Origin of the sequence: Thioclava sp. (assembly GCF_048263065.1) — a bacterium.
Classification (GTDB): Bacteria; Pseudomonadota; Alphaproteobacteria; order Rhodobacterales; family Rhodobacteraceae; genus Thioclava.
The window spans coordinates 330398-346816 of sequence record NZ_JBLXEM010000001.1; the positions used below are offsets into that span (position 1 = coordinate 330398).

Sequence of the window (16419 nt, forward strand, 5' to 3'; positions counted from 1 at the left end):
CCGCTTGGTTTTCTATCGCGTGAGTGATGGCAAAAGACTTTACGCTTCGGAAATCAGACGTTTCAGATAAGCCCCGTAGCTGTTTTTCCCGAACTGATTAGCGCGTTCTGCCAAAGCGTCCGCATTGATCCAACCATTGGCAAAGGCGATTTCATCGGGGCTACCGCTTTGCAAGCCTTGGCGTTGCTCAAGTGTGCGCACGAAATTCCCGGCGTCGAGCAAGCTCGCGTGGGTACCGGTATCCAGCCAAGCGTAGCCGCGCCCCATTTGCTTGACCGACAACGCACCATCCGTGAGATACATCTCAAGCAGCGACGCGATTTCAAGTTCGCCGCGCGCCGATGGGGTCACGTCACGGGCCCGTTCGGGCGCTGTTTCATCAAGGAAATATAGTCCAGTGACCGCGTAGTTCGAAGGCGGTTTCGCAGGCTTTTCGACAATCGCGCGCACTTGGCCGTTAGCATCAAAATCCACCACGCCGTAGCGTTCGGGATCGGCCACATGATAGCCGAAAACCGTACCCCCGGCCGCCGCGCGATCTGCCTCCTCCAGCAAAATCGGCAAACCATGACCGAAAAAGATGTTGTCACCCAGCACCATCGCCGAGGGCGCGCCATCCAGAAAATCCTCGGCCAGAATATAGGCCTGCGCAAGCCCGTCCGGCGCGGGCTGCATGATATATTCCAGCGAGATGCCCCACTGGCTGCCATCGCCCAGCGTGCGTTTGAACTGGTCTTGATCGACTGGAGTCGTGATAATCGCGATCTCGCGGATGCCCGATAGCATAAGCGTGGTCAGCGGATAATAGATCATCGGTTTGTCATAGATCGGCAGCAGTTGCTTGGACACGCCGATGGTGATCGGGTACAGTCGCGTCCCGGTGCCGCCGGCCAGAATGATGCCTTTGCGTTGGGTCATTGCGCCGCCTCCAGATCGCTTAGAATATGTGCCAGCCCGGTTTTCCAGTCTGGTGGTTCAATCCCGAAATCCTGCGTGAGGCGTGAACAGTCCAGCCGCGAGTTATGCGGTCGCGCAGCGGGTGTCGGGTATTGTGCACCGGGGATACCGGTGACGGTGATGTCGCGGTGGGCTTGCACAAAAATTTCGGTCGCAAAGTCTTTCCAACTCACCCAAGGCATGCCGCCGTAGTGATAAACTCCGCCGCTCTGGCCTACACCCAGCGGCGCCGCAATGCGCAGCAATGTGGCGGCGATGTCAGCGGCAGGTGTCGGCCCGCCAATTTGGTCATCGACAATGGCCAGTGCATCGCGGGTTTGCGACAGCCGCAGCATCGTTTTTACGAAATTATTGCCGTGAGACGACACCACCCAGCTTGTGCGCAAGATCGCAGAGCGCCCACCCGCCAGCGCGATGCCCTTTTCGCCCGCCAATTTTGACCGGCCATAGGCGTTGAGTGGCGCAACCGGATCATCAGGCTTCCAAGGGGCATCGCCCGTCCCATCAAACACGTAATCGGTCGAGAGATGCAGAAACGCAATTCCCTTGGCGGCGCAAGCCCGCGCCATGGCCGCAGGTGCATCGCCGTTGATCACGGTGGCCAAGGATTCCTCTTCTTCCGCACGGTCTACAGCTGTGTAGGCCGCGGCGTTGATGACGCAAGTCGCGTTACTTTCCTCGATCACTTTGGCGCAGGCCGCCGGATTGCTTAGATCCGCCGCGTCACGGCCCAGTGCGGTGACCTCGCCTTGTCGCCGTAACTCGGTTGCGACCTGACCGGTCTTGCCGAAAACGAGGATCATGTCTTCACCCCAAGCCGCTCACCGACGCCGGAGCGGGTTTGCAGCGCACGCCACCAATCTTCATTGTCGAGATACCATTGCACGGTTTTCGCAAGCCCTTGTTCGACGGTCACGCTAGGGCGCCAACCCAACTCGTTGCGAATACGGCTGGGGTCAATCGCGTAGCGCGCATCATGGCCGGGCCGGTCGGTGACAAAAGTGATCTGGTCGCTATAAGAGCCCTGCGAGTTCGGCCTTTTCTCATCAAGGATTGCGCACAGCGTTTTAACCAACTCAAGGTTACTGCGTTCATTTTCGCCGCCGATATTGTAGCTGCGCCCCGGCGCACCTTTTTCGAGCACCAGCAGCAGCGCATCGGCATGATCCTCGACATATAACCAGTCGCGAATGTTCGAACCATCGCCATAGATCGGCAGCGGATTGCCCGCCAAAGCCTTCAGAATGACTACCGGAATCAGTTTTTCCGGAAAGTGAAATGGCCCGTAATTATTCGAGCAATTGCTTAGAACAACCGGCAGTCCGTATGTCTCGTGCCATGCACGCACCAGATGGTCGGAACTCGCCTTTGAGGCCGAATAGGGCGAGCGCGGATCATAGGACGTGGTTTCCGTGAATTTAACGCTTGGGTCATTCGGGAGAGAGCCGAACACTTCATCGGTTGAAATATGATGAAAACGGAACGATGCGGGCTTGCCTTGCGCCGCCCAATAGCGCCGCGCCGCCTCCAGCATGTTGTAAGTGCCGGTGATGTTCGTCTCGATAAAATCGCCCGGTCCGTCGATTGATCGATCGACATGGCTTTCCGCCGCCAAATGCATCACCGCGTCGGGCTGATGACGATCAAACACCGGATCAAGCGCGGCACGGTCGCGAATATCGACCTGTTCAAAGGCGTAATGCGCACTGTTTGACACGCTGGCAACGTTTGCAAGGCAAGCGGCATAGGTCAGAGCGTCTAGATTGACGACGTCATGCCCGCGCGAGATGGCCAGACGCACGACTGCTGATCCGATAAACCCTGCGCCTCCGGTAACCAAGATTCTCATTCGCGGCTCTCCCAAAAGAATGGGCTGTCGAGATCAGTGAAGCTAGCCGCCTCAGCATCTTTTGCCGAAAGTGCTGGCGCAATCCCCTCGGGAAGACCCCAGTCAATCGCCAGATTTGGATCATCCCACCGTATCGCGCCCTCAGTCTCGGGCGCATAGTAATCCGTGCATTTATAGATGATTTCGGTATCCGGCTCATGCGTCACAAAGCCATGTGCGAAGCCCGCCGGAATCAGCAGTTGCCGCCCATTCTCAAAGCTAAGTTCGGTCCCGAACCACTGACCATACGTCGGGCTCCCCTTGCGAATGTCGACCGCGACATCCCAAAGCCGCCCTCTGCCGCAGCGCACTAATTTGTCTTGCGCGTGGGGAGGCGATTGAAAGTGTAGGCCGCGAATCGTACCGTTCGCCTGGGACAGCGAGTGATTGTCTTGCACGAAATCAAAATTGAGCTGGTTTTGCGCGAACGCTTTTGCGCTAAAGCTTTCGCAGAAAAATCCACGGCTATCGCCAAAGCGTTTGGGGGTTATGATCAGGACGCCGACGAGGGGCGTTTGTTCTATAAGCACGCGGGGCTCTCATTGCGTTGGATCTTTCAATCGGCAAAATGGTCTAGAATGGATCGGATTGCCAGTGTGGAAACGCATTGGGGTCGCCGCAGAGGGGCCGAAGTCTCGATAACATTTTGCTTGAGTGGCTGAGTGGGAGTTTGGCCTCGCACCCAAAAATACCCTTCTTGTTCCACCAAAATTCTATCTGATTAATTCACCAAAAATTCGGCATGCAATGCGCCTGCGGCGTTGATGCTTTTTAGGATGTCGATCATGTCGCGCGGGCTCACCCCAAGCGCATTCAGACCAGCGATGACTTCAGACAATGTGCTGCCCCCGGTCACCTCCGCCATGCGAATTCCGGGTTCTTCCGTGATTGATGCCTGCGAGCGCGGCACGACCACAGTTTCGCCCTCAGAAAACGGGTTTGGCTGCACGACCAACGGACGTTCTTCGACTTTGAGCGTCAGGTTTCCCTGGCTGACTGCCACGCGTGAGATGCGCACATCTTGCCCCATCACGATGGTTCCCGAGCGTTGATCAACGACCACGCGGGCACGCTGTTCGGGTTCAACACCAAGGTTTTCGACTCGTCCGATGGCATGTGCGACTGATCGCGCGCGTGTGGATTTGATGTCAAGCGCGACTGTGCCGCCATCCAGCATCTCAGCGACGCGCCGACCGTATTCGCGGTTGATCACCGTTTCAATTCGACTGGCGGTGGTAAAATCTGGGGTGCGTAACGCAAGGCGCACCACGCTCAAATCATTGATCGAAAAATCAATTTCACGCTCGACGCGGCCACCAGCCGGGATGTTGCCCGATGTTGGTACACCCTGCGTAACGGTCGCGCCCGCGCCTTCGGCGACGGCACCGCCTGCAATGATCGTGCCTTGTGAAACGACATATATTTCGCCATCAGCCGCTTTGAGCGGAGTCATTACCAAAGTGCCACCCAGAAGACTCTTTGCATCGCCAATCGCCGAGACGGTGACATCTATTTGGCTTCCAGCGCGCGCAAATGGTGGCAATGATGCTGTCACCATCACAGCGGCAACGTTCTTTGGCCGAAATTGTTCGCCGGTAACGTTAACGCCGAGTCGCTCAAGCATGTTTGACATGATTTCTTCAGTGAAGGGCGCATTGCGCAAACCATCACCCGTTCCATTGAGCCCGACGACAAGGCCATAGCCCACGAGATCGTTGCCGCGCACCCCATCGAATTCGACCAGATCCTTGATCCGGATCGGAGTGGCTGCCGACAGGCAGGGCACGAGCAACAAACAGAGGGCGAGAAAGGTTTTGAGCATTATAGATAATCCGCTAGCGAGAGCCGCGAGAGCCGCGACGTCAGTGTGTAAAGCGTTTCGAGTTGGGTACTGACGGCCTCAAGTGCAGTCGCGCTTTCATAGGGATCGGCAGAGATTAACTCGGTTCTTGCCAGTTTTAGGGACGTACTCTCGGCTTGGTTGCGTGTTTGGGCATCGGCGATTTTACCTTGCTTCGAGCCGATTTCGGCTGCCAACCCTGTAAGACTAGAGTTGCCCGATAGGATACGTTCCCCTGCCGCTGCAGAGAGTGTTGAGCGCGCTCCTTGGTCCCCTTCGTACAGCCCGTCAGCCATCAGCGACGCGATTGCAAACCCTTTGATCACGTCTCGAATACGCGGATCGGACGCAGAGCTGTCAATAGATGTGGTTTCACCATCTGCGATACGAAAACTTAGTCCCAGCCCGTCATCGCCAAGATAGGCTGTGTCGACGAAGCCGCCGCCTCCGGCGGGCGCATCAAACCAGCTATCAATCAAGGCAATTGCATCTTCTGGCGATGTCGCTCCAGAAATTTCAGTTTTGAGCGCTGACAGGATATCTGCGGGATCTGCTAAAGGTGCGGTGTCGGTGGCCGCGCCAGAAAAGACATAGCGACCCGCCACGTTGGTATTGAGTGCCGATATCAATGTGTCGAACTTCACCGCCGCATTGGCAGCGGTGACATCTATCAATGTCGGGCTGGAATTTGTGGTGGCCGACAGTAAGGTCGTGCCGGTATCCTCGGATAAGGATCTCATAACAGATAATGTTTCCTGCATCGTATCTGTCGTAAGCGCCGCTTCGGTTGTGACGACGTTATAGCTCTCCATCATCGAAAGGCTGCGATTTATGCCGGATAGTGAGGAAAAATCGCCGGCCACGGCTGCGCCTATATCTTGCTTAATGCCGCTGACGACTTCTTCACTGAGTTGCGACAGCGTCGTCTTTAGCTGCGTGTTATGCTGGCGTAGCTGAAAGCTTTGGGCCATATCGCCGATGGAAACGTAGTTCATCTCACAGCTCCAGTAGTGTATTAATTAGAGTGTCTACGGTCTGCATCACCTTCGCGTTGGCGGCATACATGCGTTCGACTTGTAGAAGCGTTTGTAGCTCTTGGTCGGTATCGACCCCGTCGGCGAGCGCCATTTCGTTCAATGTTTCGTGGCGCGCGGTGGCAAAGCTTTCGGTTGCCTCAGCGCTTTGACGTTTGCTTGAAAACTCGGACATCAAACTCGCGGCCAAACTGGAGGCACTGTATTTCGAGACGCCAAAATCACCCGAAGACGGAGAGCTTTGAGCTGTTAGCGCGTCGGCGAGTGACGTCAGAATTTGTGAGTTTCCGACCGAGCCCGCGCTGGTTGCGCCCAAACCGTCGCGAAGATGCCAGAGCGCTCCGCCCTGATCGGGATCGGCAATTGCGTTGATCGAAATCCGACTGCCCAATCCCAGTTCATTCGCCGTGTCGAGCGCCCCACCAGCATCGGTAAATAGGCCCGGACTGCCGGGGCTTAGGGTTGGGTCAGTTGCGGGATCAGAGAAGCGTTCAATTAGGTTGCGCGCATAGGCGTCAACTTGGGTCTGTGCCTGCGGCGCCAGTTCGTCGCGGATCGAAAATAGAGCACCGAGCGAACCTCCGCCCATCAGTCGATCATCGGCGGTTGCAATGTCCATTCCGTTGATCGTGAGACCAGAAAGCGCCCCCGAATCCTGCGTCATGTCAGCGGTAATCGTACCCGCTGCGGAAAACCCGATCTCGACCGGATTGCTTTCCAGCAGAAATGCACCACCAGTCGTTACTAGGCTGATCTGATCATTATCGCGCGCGATTTGGCGAACGGGAACGATTGTCGAAACTTGATCAACCAAGACCTGACGTTGATCGAGCAGTGTGCTGGCATCATTACCGGATGCGCGCAAAGAAAGAATATTGCTGTTGAGGGTGTCGATCTGTGCCAGTGATTCATTGAGGAGATTGACTTGGGATCCGATAGATTGATCGGCATCCATGCGCGCTTGTTGAATGTTGTCGCTGGTATCGCCCAAATGGGTCGTGATTGATTTTGCGGCTTCCAGTATGGCCGTTAGGCGAGATTCGCTTTCAGGCCGACTCGCAGCCTCAACAAAACTGGCTTCGAGGTCGGACAATTGGGTTGAGAGCGACCCGGCCTTTTCGGGATTGCCGAGCCAGCCCTCCATCTGTGAATAGAAATCGGTGCGCTTGCCGGCGTTTTCAGCACTTGCATCGGCGAGGCGACGATCTTGCAGGACGGTTTCGTTAACCGCGCGATTGATGCTGGTTACTGCTACGCCAGCACCGTTTGCGCCAAGCATTTGAGACGATAGCTGCACCTCGCGGCGTGCATAGCCCTCGGTCATGGCATTTGCGGTATTGGAGGCCACGACCTCTGCCATCCGCGAGGACGCGGTGAGCCCGGACAAAGCGTTGGATAGAGCGAGCGTGATGCTCATCATGGCCTCCTATCTGTGATCCTACCTTGATCAGCGTTTGATATTCGTCGTCTCTTGCAGCATCTCGTCGACGGTCTGGATGACCTTGGCATTCGAGGAATAAGCGCGCTGCGTCTGGATAAGGTTGGTAAGTTCCTCTGCGACATCGACGGCAGAGCCCTCTCGTGCGTAGCCCTGAATCGAGCCGGTTGGCCCGTCGCCCGCGTCCCATAAGAAGAACGACCCCGACGTTGGCGAGACCTGGAAGGTCTGGTTATCGAGCGAGGTAAGCCCGTTCTGATTGGGCACATCAACGAGCGGGATTTGATAGACGGTGCGGATGAAACCCGTGTCATAGGTCGCTTTGAGATAGCCGTTCTCGTCGATTTCGACGGCCGTCAGGTTACCCACGGGAGAGCCGTCTTTGTTGATAGATGTGGGGGCAAAACTGTCTGAAAGCTGCGTCAGCCCGTTGGTGTCACCGATCTTACCGATGGTCACCTCCATCGAACCGCCTGCGACCGTCAGATCAAGAGTGCCTGCGGTAGAATCATACGATCCGCCCGAAACTACGCTAACCGAGGCAAGCGTTCCGCCTGACCCGCGACTGTCGTCGAAGGTTAGCGTGTATTCACCGATGATGCTTTCATCGGCAGCGGTGGCTGAGACATCAACCGTCGCAGAGTCACGGATCACCATCGTCCATTCATTCGAACTTCCCGTGGCGGGAACGGTCGGCGAGAAACTGATATCAAGCGTTTCTGACGTATCGAGGTTGCCGAAATACTCGATCGAAAGCGGTAGCGTATCTCCTGCTGCACCTGCCTCGGTGTCGACCGCAGGCAGGTTCACACCCAGGTTCATCTTCGTGGTCGGATCACCAGCTGTTTGGTTGGCGTTGACGACAACGGGTTGTAGACCGGCGGTGGTGTCGCGCGGCATGACCGAGATCGAACCATCGGCGTTGGCGGGCCACCCCATCAGGACAAGGCCGGACTCGGTCATCAGCGTCCCGTCGGCATCGGTGCGAAATGCGCCCGTAGTCGTTAATAGAAGGGTCGGGTCACCAGACGAGGCTTCAACCTCGACTGAGGCGGCAACGGGCAACATGCCACGCCCCGTCACCGCGATATCAAGCGCGTTCGAGGTGCCTACAAGCGCGCCCCGTTCTTCGATCAAACGGTTGGTCGAGGCACGCACACCACCAGCGGAATACGACCCCGCGCCGTTTGAGTCGTCGATCACCATACTTTCGAACTCGGTGACCACGCGCTTGTACCCGTAAGTCCCTGAGTTCGCGATATTGTCTGAAATTGTAGCGAGTCGGGTGGCATTGGCTGCCAGACCGGCTACGCCAGCGTTCAGCGAAGAGGAAATGGACATTAAGTGCGCCTTTCTGCTGCTGTGTCCGAATTGCAGCTAGATTGGCGCGCTTTGGTTTAAGATCGTCCTAACATCTCAAATTTTTCCGACTTCTTTTTAGCGACGACTGCGCAACAAGATGATCTCAAGCCTGTTATTGCGTACATCCATCGGCTTTTTTACGCTTGGTTTGCGGTCGGCAAAGCCAGTAAGGCGCTGAATGCGGATTTTATCGAAATCCGCCGCTTCCAGCAGTTCGCGCATGGTTTGCGCACGCGCCGACGACAGTTCCCAGACCGGATCACGCTTGAGCATTTGCGGATACGACCGCGTGTATCCGTTGATTGCGACCTGATTCTTCACCAAGCCGAAAACACGCGTCAGCATTTCTGCAAGCTCGCGGGTCAGCGGTTCTGGCGTGGCAGTATCACCGTCAAAAAGCGGCTCTCCGGGAAGATCGAAAAACTCTACGATCAGACCTTCATCAGTCACTTTTGTCACGATATGGCGCGCCATCTGCTCCGAGACCATCGACTCACCGCCCACACCCGTCAGGGCCTTTTCGATCTTCTTCGCGGTTTGGTCGAACTGCGCCTTTTCAGTGTCGTTTTTGTCTTCCGCCGAGTTTTGACCTTTGGCCTGATGTTCCTCAGTCGGATTTAGCGCGGTTGCGCCAGTGCCGGTTTGCGCGATCTGATCTTCGGAAAAGACTGACTCGCCGCCAAAGGCGCCATCGCCGCCACCGGAAATCCGGTTGATCGGAATTGTCGGACTAAAATAATCCGCGATTCCCTTGCGTTGTTTTTCAGTCGTTGCGTTCAAAAGCCACATCAACAGAAAGAAGGCCATCATGGCAGTCACGAAGTCAGCATAGGCAACTTTCCACGCCCCACCGTGGTGCCCGCCGCCGCTAACGACCTTCTTACGTTTGATGATGACTGGAGCCGCTGTATCGCGCGCACCCATCACACCACCTCATTTTCACCCATGAGGAGATTTAGCAGAGCGGGTTTAACACGCAGTTTACAGATAAAATGCGCGCTATCTTGCTCAGCCCTTGTTGTTGGTCGGGCAATCGCTAGATTTGGCACATGACGGGGCCTGTATTTCAGCAAGATCAAGACCTGAGCGGGCTGATTGCCTGCCCGTACTGTGATGTCTTGCACCGTGCAGAGGAACTGGCCGATGGACAGAGGGCGAAATGCGCGCGCTGTGGCACGGTTCTAATGTGGCCGCGCGAGGGGGCGTTTTTGCACGTTGTGTCATTCTCGTTTACCGGGATGATCCTGATGATCGGGGCGATCTTTTTTCCGTTTCTCGAAATCGCGGCAGGGGGTCTGTCGCATAAAAGCTCAATCTTTGGCGTTGCGATGGCGTTTTCGGACGGGTTTCTGGCCCCACTGGCCTTCGCGGTGCTGACGATGATCGTGGCCTTGCCGATATTTCGTTTTACCGCCCTGATCTACACGCTTTGGCCCCTCGCCAACGGCAGACCTGCCTATCCTCACGCCGCTACGACGTTCCGGCTGGTGCAAGAGCTGCAACCTTGGGCAATGGCCGAAATATTCATTATCGGAACAGCGGTGGCGCTGGTGAAAATAGCGGGGCTTGCGACGGTATCTTTGGGTCCGGCCTTTTGGGCATTTTGCGCGTTGATCATCGTGATTGCGCTAAAAAACAGCTTTGTCAGCGACTGGACGATATGGAAAGCAATAGGACAGAAATGAACGCATTAACGGCGACCGATGCCGGTCTCGTCGGCTGCACGCGCTGTGGCCTCGTCTGGCATCAGGATGAGTCGCATTGCGGGCGCTGTGGGGCGCATCTGCGCGTTGTGAACAGTCACGGGCTTCAGGCCGTTTGGGCGTGGTGGATTGCGGGATTGGTTTTTTACATTCCGGCCAACCTTTTGCCGATGCTGGTCACGACGACGCTAGGCCATGCGCAAAAGAACACGATCGTCGGCGGCGCGATTGAGTTGTGGAAACACCACAATTATGGGGTCGCGTTGATCGTATTTGGCGCCTCGATCATGATCCCGATTGGCAAATTCATCGCCGTCGCCTATCTGGCGCTGATGGTAGGCAACGAAAGCCGACGTGGCGGGGCTCCGCATTTGCATATGCTGGAGGTTGTCGAGTTCATCGGGCGATGGTCGATGATTGATGTCTTTGTCGTGGCGATCCTGTCTGCGCTTGTGCAACTGGGTTTCGTTGCTTCGGTTCACCCGGGCCCGGCGGCGGCGTCTTTTGCGCTATCTGTTGCTTTTACAATGCTTTCCGCCCAAAGCTTCGACCCGCGTCTGATCTGGCGCGGCCCTGATAGAGAGAAAAAATGACCGACACGCCCGAGCCCGGCCCGGCCAAACTTGATACCTCCAAAGCTCCGCGTCCGATCTGGTCGCGGCTTTCGGTGGTTTGGATCGTGCCATTGTTGGCCTTGGTGGTCACGCTTGGGGTCGCCTTTAAGACGTATTCCGATCGCGGGGTGCTTATTCATATCGATTTCAAAGACGCCACCGGGGTCGAGATTGGCACGCCGCTGAAGTTTCGCGAAGTTGATGTCGGCAAGGTTGAGACCGTGGGTTTCACCGCTGATTTAACAAAGGTGCGTCTTGGCGTGCGTGTGGATAACGATGTCGCGCCCTATATCGACACGAAGACAAAGTTTTGGCTGGTGCGCCCTGAAGTATCGGCGCGCGGGATAGAAAACTTGGGGACGGTGTTATCTGGCACCTATCTTGAGGGATTTTGGACCAATAAGCCCGGTGCCCCGCAGGCCGAGTTTACGGGGCTTGAACAGCCGCCGATTTCGCCCGATCCCAGCAAGGGAACGAGCATTGAGCTGAGCGCGAAGGATGCGGGCGGTATCGTTGATGGCGCGCCGATTCTTTATCGCGGGATCACGGTGGGCCATTTGCAAAATCTGCGTCTGGACAAGGACTCATCGGGCGTGATCGTCGATGCGTTCATAGAGACGCCCTATAACAAATTGCTTTCGACCCAAACGCGGTTCTGGGACACGTCCGGGTTCTCGGTGAAAGTCGACACTTCGGGTCTAAGTCTTGATGTGCGCTCACTGGCGACATTGGTGCAGGGCGGGGTTGAGTTCGATACATTCACAAGCGGTGGCGGGATCGTGGATAACGGTCACTCGTTCCGCTTGTTCGCAAGTAAGGACTTGGCTGAAAACTCGATCTTCCAATCCGATCAGATCGACCCGCCACGCTATACCCTGTTATTTGACGATCCGGTGCAGGGGCTAAATGTTGGCTCTAAAGTGCAGTTTCGAGGCGTCGAGGCAGGCGAGGTTACGGGACTTGCGATCAAGGTCCGTGAAGATTCGACGGGTCAGCGGTTTGCACAGCAACAATTGACGATTGCGCTTTCGCCCGACCGTTTGGGTCTGGCGCGCGATACTGACGCTGAACAGGTCACGCAGTTCCTTGAAGGCCAGATTGAGAATGGGTTGCGGGCTCGGATTGCCTCGGTCGGGTTGTTGGGCGGGACGATGGTCGTCGAACTGACCGATGTGCCAAATCAGCCTAAAGAAACGATGAATCTGGATGCGAAACCTTATCCCTCTATCCCGACGGCACCGATGTCTGAGAACGACATCGCGAAATCTGCCAAAGGGGTGTTCAAACGCATCGAGGATCTGCCGATTGAGGATCTGATGAACTCCGCCATTCGCACGCTGGATTCGATTTCGGCCGTGGCCGAAAACGAAAACACGCGTAAAGTGCCGGAGGAGTTGTCAGGGCTGCTTGAACAATTGCGCACCTTTACGGGCGATCTGAACAAGCAAGGCGCTGCGGATAAAACGGTGGCCGCACTGGATCGTGTGACCGAGGCCGCGTCTTCGGTGCTCGAAGAGCTTTCCGGCCTTGATCAAACGCTTTCTTCCGCCGACAAGGCCGCACAGGCCATTGCGGACATGCCGCTGGGCGATATCGGCAAAAAACTTGATACGATCCTTGCCGATATTAACGGGCTGCTGAATAAGCAGGGCACGCAAGATCTGCCGCAATCGCTGAACGCGACGCTTGAGCAAACGGCAGCGATCTTGGAGCAGTTGCGCAAGGCTGGGGCGGCGGAGAAGCTGAACGAGACTTTGGATGCAACGCAGCAAGCGGCCGGGTCAATCTCCAAGGCGGCAGATCGCTTGCCCGAATTGACGCAACAGTTGCAAGACCTCGTGGGTCAGGCGCGTGCGCTGGTGGCAACTTATGGCCAAGGGTCGAACTTCTCAAACGAGACGAATAACATGCTGCGAGAACTGCGCCGCTCGGTTGCCGATATCGGCGCAGTGGCGCGGCTAATTGAACGCAACCCGCGTGCCTTTATTCTGGGCCGCTAATTGGAGATACCGATGACATTGTTGCGCCTTATCCCGCTCTGTTTGCTGGCTCTCGCCGCGTGTTCGGACCCTGAAAAGGTCGCGCGCTATCCGATCGAGCCGCCTGCGGTTTCCAAGACCCTTCCTAACCGGCTAGGCACTGCCGAGCTGCGCGAAGTGTCGTTGCCGCAATATGCCACGGCGCAAGAGATTCCCTATCAAACGGCAGATGGGGCGTTGCGGTCAAACCCGGACAATCTGTGGGCAGATGATCCGGGCCGTTCGATGACGCTCGCATTGGCGCGCCAGATTTCAGCGGTGTCGGGGGCTACCGTGTTGTCTGACCCTTGGCCGCTCTCTGACCCGCCGCGCCGCCGCATTGAGGTGCGCATCGAACAGATCCTGCCGGGCGCAGATGGTGCTTTGCATGTCGCGGGAGTGTATTTTGTCACGCCAGCCGGGCTGGATGCCGGAAATGACGTCGTACGCCGCTTTGACTTTACCGTGCCAATCGCAACTGCCGAGCCTGGTGGTGAGCCGACCCCAGCCGCCATTGTCGCTGCTCAAGGTGCCGCGGTGACTGAATTGGCACGGCGGATCGCGCGGCTCAATTAACTCCCGCTAAGGAAGCGTCCGAATTCGCCTTTGGCAAAGACCAGCGGTGCGCCCTTGGCGGTCACGCTAAAGCGTGTGATGCGACCGATGATGATGGTGTGATCACCCCCATCATGGCGCGCCTCTGTGATACATTCGAATCGCGCGAGCATATTCTCAAGCAGCGGCACGCCTTCGGCATTGAGCGTGTATGGCAGCCCGTCAAACCCGTCGCCGCGTTTGGTGAAGCGTTGCGCCAGAGCCTCTTGGTCGTCGCGCAACACATGAACGGCAAAAGCGGGCGTTTGCGTGAAATGCGCGTGGCGCATCGAACTGCGCGCGGCGGACCACAAGACCAACGCAGGTGAGAGCGAAACCGAGGCAAAGCTATTCACAGTCATGCCGACCGGCGTGGCCTCATCGGTAGATTCACAGGCCGTGACAACCGTCACGCCGGTCGCGAACTGACCTAACGCCTTTCGCAACAGGCGCGGATCACTCGGGTTGGGCGCATGGCCAAGCCCCGACGCCTCGGCTTGGGTCATCGCCGCCTCGATATCGTTGCTTTCACTCATTCTCTCTCCTTGCCTGCCCCTGAAATAAGGGACGGGCTGGCAAGAGCAAGCCTTAGCAGTCCAATCTGAGGAAATGATCCAGAGAAAATACGCCGGGCCCCTTTTTGATCACAAGTATAAAGCAGATCGCCTAAAGCCCGTGTGTCAGCCATGCGTCGGGAAAGACAAAAGTCTGAATGACGAGCGTCATCATCAGCAACGCCAGTGCCGAAGCGCGCGTAAACAGGCCGAAAACAAGCAAGATCGGCATCAGGTGCTCTGCAAATGTCGCAGCGACCGCAGCGATGTGGGGCGGGATCACAGGCAAAGCATAGATGTGCTCAAACAGCGTGTAAGTTGAGTCCTTGATCGAGAACCCATCCACCTTGGTGCGACCGGATTGCCAGAAGATTGCCGCCGGAAAAACGCGCGCGGCGAGTAAGACGATACTGTCGGGACTAAACCCACCCGTCTTTGTGATGTACGAATATAGGTGAAATAGTCTCTTATTCTGGCGTTGCGCCAAAGTTTGATCGGTCATTTCAGCCTCCCTTGGGTGATGTCTGAGATCAAATCGTTTTGGACCAACAGGACCAGGGCGTCGGTGAGGTCAAACTCTGGTCCCGCTTGCGTGCAGAAGGTAGCAAGTGTTTGCCGCGCCAATAGTTGTTGAACGAAAACGCCAAGCTGCGGCGAGTTCACCGGAGCGATAACGTTCCCAAGGCCCCGCCGCGCGATCATCACGGTCTCGGCTCGCCAATTCTCGGAACATAGCGGTGGGGAACCTTCGGGTTGTTGTGAGGCCCAGATGCTGCCAGCGGGTGTTGAAAGCGTCAGTTTTGTACCGATGGATGCAGGTGCATACGATGATGCCGCGCCAAGGTGTTGAGCTGTGTCGCTTTAACCGGACTTGCATTGGCGGCTTGGTAGGCGCGGCTGCGTGCCCACTCGATACGCGCGACATCCGAAAGATAGGGTAGCGAAGATAGTGAGCCTAACGCGGCCAAAACTGCGGAAACTCGATGCACCAACCTGTAAGTATCGGGCTGCGTGGGGGGATGCTGCGCGATAAACATCTGAGCCACGCCAGCAAAGCATTCCGCCCCAACAAGCCGTTGCGTCGCCGGAAACTGCCGAGACAGCGCTTGAGCCAATTCATAGGCGACATTGTTGCGATAGACGTTGAAGCGCTGGGTAATGTCGGACGGATCATCCGCTTGCGCTCCCACCGGCAGTTGATCGCCGCTCAGTGCGATTTGAAAGTTGTGTGCAAATTCAAGATGCGAGGACATGGTGTGTGTTCTCCAGTATCAGAGCTGCACGATGCGCTTCGGCCATCAGGGTCGCGAAATCGGGTACGTCATTGGCCCATTCGACCAAGCTAGGCATTGGGCCAAATTAAGCGACTATTTCACCATAAAGTCTCCAAACTGGTTCACTTACAGGTTTACCACGAGAGTCGATAAGCAGGGGGCCAGAAGGCAGGTCTTCGCTGTCGTGCCCTGCAAAATGGATCTCGCCAACGGCCTGCATCGGGAACGTTGTGAGATAGGCGCGCGGATCTTTGCGATGGTTTACGCAGGATACAAACACGTTATTCACATCAAGAAGCAGACCGCATCCAGTGCGCTGCGCGATCTCGGTGAGAAAAGCGGTCGCCGGAATATCTGATCGTGCGAAGGTCAGATAGGTCGCGGGGTCTTTCCAACAGGATTTGGCGCCCGAGATGCACTTGCAGATGATCGCACACGATGCGCAGTGTCTCATGGGTGTAAGGCAGGGGAAGAAGATCGTGCATCCAAGTGCCGCAGTGGCTCGCCCACGCAAAATGCTCGGAAAAGCTTTCAGGCTGATAGCGATCGCAAAGGGTCTTAAGGCGCGTTAAGTGGATTTCATCTAGCGGGTCAGGGCCGCCGATGGACCGCCCGACACCATGCACCGAGATGGCATAGTCCGCGCGCAACCGTTCCAGCATCGCATGCGGCATTCCGCCGGCATTTATGTAATTCTCAGCAAGAACTTCAAAGAAGCCGAGATTAGTTTTTGTCTCTATTATTGCGGGAAAGTGCTCTGGTTAGAAGCCTAGGCCAGTTTTTGCAGGTAACATTTGCGGCTCCCTGGTGGGGTGCCGGGGCAGGCAGAGGCCCGCCCCAAAGCGTGATCACATTTTGATCGGTTCAAGCGAGCCCATACCATGAGGCGTCTCGATTTCGGCACAGGTGCCTGCGGGAACGAGTTTCCACGCGTTGCCTTGATAGTCCTGCGTGGCGGTGCCTGCGCAGGTGGTGCCGGGACCGGCGGCACAATCATTTTGACCGGCAAGCGCCACGCCAAAGCACTTTTCCATCGTCTTGGACATCTCATCAGCATGTGCGGCGGTCGCGATGCCCAAGGCACATGTGACGGCGGCGGCGATCCCTATAGTGGTTTCAATCTTGCTCATTTTATTCTCCCTA

General features: G+C 56.5%; 17 protein-coding genes and 1 pseudogene. 4 read left to right on the forward strand and 14 right to left on the reverse strand.

Annotation, left to right across the window (positions count from 1 at the left end; all coding sequences use genetic code 11):
• Nucleotides 1-39: 39 nt before the first annotated feature.
• The 9 genes from rfbA to ACN0SD_RS01730 form a co-directional block, all read right to left on the reverse strand.
• On the reverse strand, nt 40-918 hold the full coding sequence (gene rfbA, locus ACN0SD_RS01690; protein ID WP_417806478.1) for a glucose-1-phosphate thymidylyltransferase RfbA: 879 nt from the start codon (nt 916-918) through the stop codon (nt 40-42).
• Complete coding sequence (rfbD, locus tag ACN0SD_RS01695) at nt 915-1760, reverse strand: dTDP-4-dehydrorhamnose reductase (protein WP_417806479.1); 846 nt, start codon at nt 1758-1760, stop codon at nt 915-917. The genes rfbA and rfbD overlap by 4 nt, the downstream gene beginning before the upstream one ends.
• Entirely contained in the window at nt 1757-2806 is a 1050-nt protein-coding gene (rfbB, locus tag ACN0SD_RS01700; protein ID WP_417806480.1) for a dTDP-glucose 4,6-dehydratase, read from the reverse strand. Before rfbB ends, rfbD begins: the two co-directional genes overlap by 4 nt.
• Nucleotides 2803-3375 (reverse strand): dTDP-4-dehydrorhamnose 3,5-epimerase, encoded by a 573-nt coding sequence (rfbC, locus tag ACN0SD_RS01705; RefSeq protein WP_417806481.1) that lies wholly within the window; start codon nt 3373-3375, stop codon nt 2803-2805. The genes rfbB and rfbC overlap by 4 nt, the downstream gene beginning before the upstream one ends.
• 191 nt (nt 3376-3566) lie before the next feature.
• The gene (locus ACN0SD_RS01710) at nt 3567-4667 is read right to left on the reverse strand and encodes a flagellar basal body P-ring protein FlgI (RefSeq protein ID WP_417806482.1); all 1101 of its coding nucleotides are present in this window, start codon (nt 4665-4667) and stop codon (nt 3567-3569) included.
• On the reverse strand, nt 4667-5680 hold the full coding sequence (locus ACN0SD_RS01715; protein WP_417806483.1) for a flagellin: 1014 nt from the start codon (nt 5678-5680) through the stop codon (nt 4667-4669). Before ACN0SD_RS01715 ends, ACN0SD_RS01710 begins: the two co-directional genes overlap by 1 nt.
• Nucleotide 5681: 1 nt before the next feature.
• Nucleotides 5682-7136: a flagellar hook-associated protein FlgK gene (gene flgK / locus ACN0SD_RS01720; RefSeq protein ID WP_417806484.1), complete on the reverse strand. Its 1455-nt coding sequence runs from the start codon at nt 7134-7136 to the stop codon at nt 5682-5684.
• 30 nt (nt 7137-7166) lie between these two features.
• Nucleotides 7167-8498 (reverse strand): flagellar hook protein FlgE, encoded by a 1332-nt coding sequence (locus ACN0SD_RS01725; RefSeq protein WP_417806485.1) that lies wholly within the window; start codon nt 8496-8498, stop codon nt 7167-7169.
• A gap of 96 nt (nt 8499-8594) precedes the next feature.
• Nucleotides 8595-9443, reverse strand: coding sequence for a flagellar motor protein MotB (locus ACN0SD_RS01730; protein ID WP_417806486.1), 849 nt, complete (start codon nt 9441-9443; stop codon nt 8595-8597).
• Between the two features lie 125 nt (nt 9444-9568).
• Between ACN0SD_RS01730 and ACN0SD_RS01735 the strand changes: the two genes are divergently transcribed.
• The 4 genes from ACN0SD_RS01735 to ACN0SD_RS01750 are packed head-to-tail and all read left to right on the forward strand — an operon-like array spanning nt 9569 to nt 13430.
• Nucleotides 9569-10204 (forward strand): paraquat-inducible protein A, encoded by a 636-nt coding sequence (locus ACN0SD_RS01735; RefSeq protein WP_417806487.1) that lies wholly within the window; start codon nt 9569-9571, stop codon nt 10202-10204.
• Nucleotides 10180-10815 (forward strand): paraquat-inducible protein A, encoded by a 636-nt coding sequence (locus ACN0SD_RS01740; RefSeq protein ID WP_417806488.1) that lies wholly within the window; start codon nt 10180-10182, stop codon nt 10813-10815. The genes ACN0SD_RS01735 and ACN0SD_RS01740 overlap by 25 nt, the downstream gene beginning before the upstream one ends.
• Nucleotides 10812-12836 (forward strand): MlaD family protein, encoded by a 2025-nt coding sequence (locus ACN0SD_RS01745; protein WP_417806489.1) that lies wholly within the window; start codon nt 10812-10814, stop codon nt 12834-12836. The genes ACN0SD_RS01740 and ACN0SD_RS01745 overlap by 4 nt, the downstream gene beginning before the upstream one ends.
• A gap of 12 nt (nt 12837-12848) precedes the next feature.
• On the forward strand, nt 12849-13430 hold the full coding sequence (locus ACN0SD_RS01750) for a PqiC family protein (RefSeq protein ID WP_417806490.1): 582 nt from the start codon (nt 12849-12851) through the stop codon (nt 13428-13430).
• On the opposite strand, the gene ACN0SD_RS01755 is transcribed toward ACN0SD_RS01750, so the two are convergent.
• From ACN0SD_RS01755 to ACN0SD_RS01775, 5 genes and pseudogenes are all read right to left on the reverse strand, one after another.
• Nucleotides 13427-13954, reverse strand: a complete 528-nt coding sequence (locus ACN0SD_RS01755) for a flavin reductase family protein (RefSeq protein ID WP_417806755.1) — start codon at nt 13952-13954, stop codon at nt 13427-13429. The genes ACN0SD_RS01750 and ACN0SD_RS01755 overlap by 4 nt on opposite strands.
• Nucleotides 13955-14114: 160 nt before the next feature.
• Nucleotides 14115-14504 (reverse strand): DoxX family protein, encoded by a 390-nt coding sequence (locus ACN0SD_RS01760; RefSeq protein WP_417806491.1) that lies wholly within the window; start codon nt 14502-14504, stop codon nt 14115-14117.
• A 292-nt stretch (nt 14505-14796) separates the two neighbouring features.
• Nucleotides 14797-15255, reverse strand: coding sequence for a putative DNA-binding domain-containing protein (locus ACN0SD_RS01765; RefSeq protein ID WP_417806492.1), 459 nt, complete (start codon nt 15253-15255; stop codon nt 14797-14799).
• Nucleotides 15239-16019, reverse strand: a pseudogene (locus ACN0SD_RS01770) (DUF692 domain-containing protein). The gene ACN0SD_RS01765 and the pseudogene ACN0SD_RS01770 overlap by 17 nt, the downstream one beginning before the upstream one ends.
• Nucleotides 16020-16124: 105 nt before the next feature.
• Entirely contained in the window at nt 16125-16406 is a 282-nt protein-coding gene (locus ACN0SD_RS01775) for a DUF2282 domain-containing protein (RefSeq protein ID WP_417806493.1), read from the reverse strand.
• Nucleotides 16407-16419: the final 13 nt, after the last annotated feature.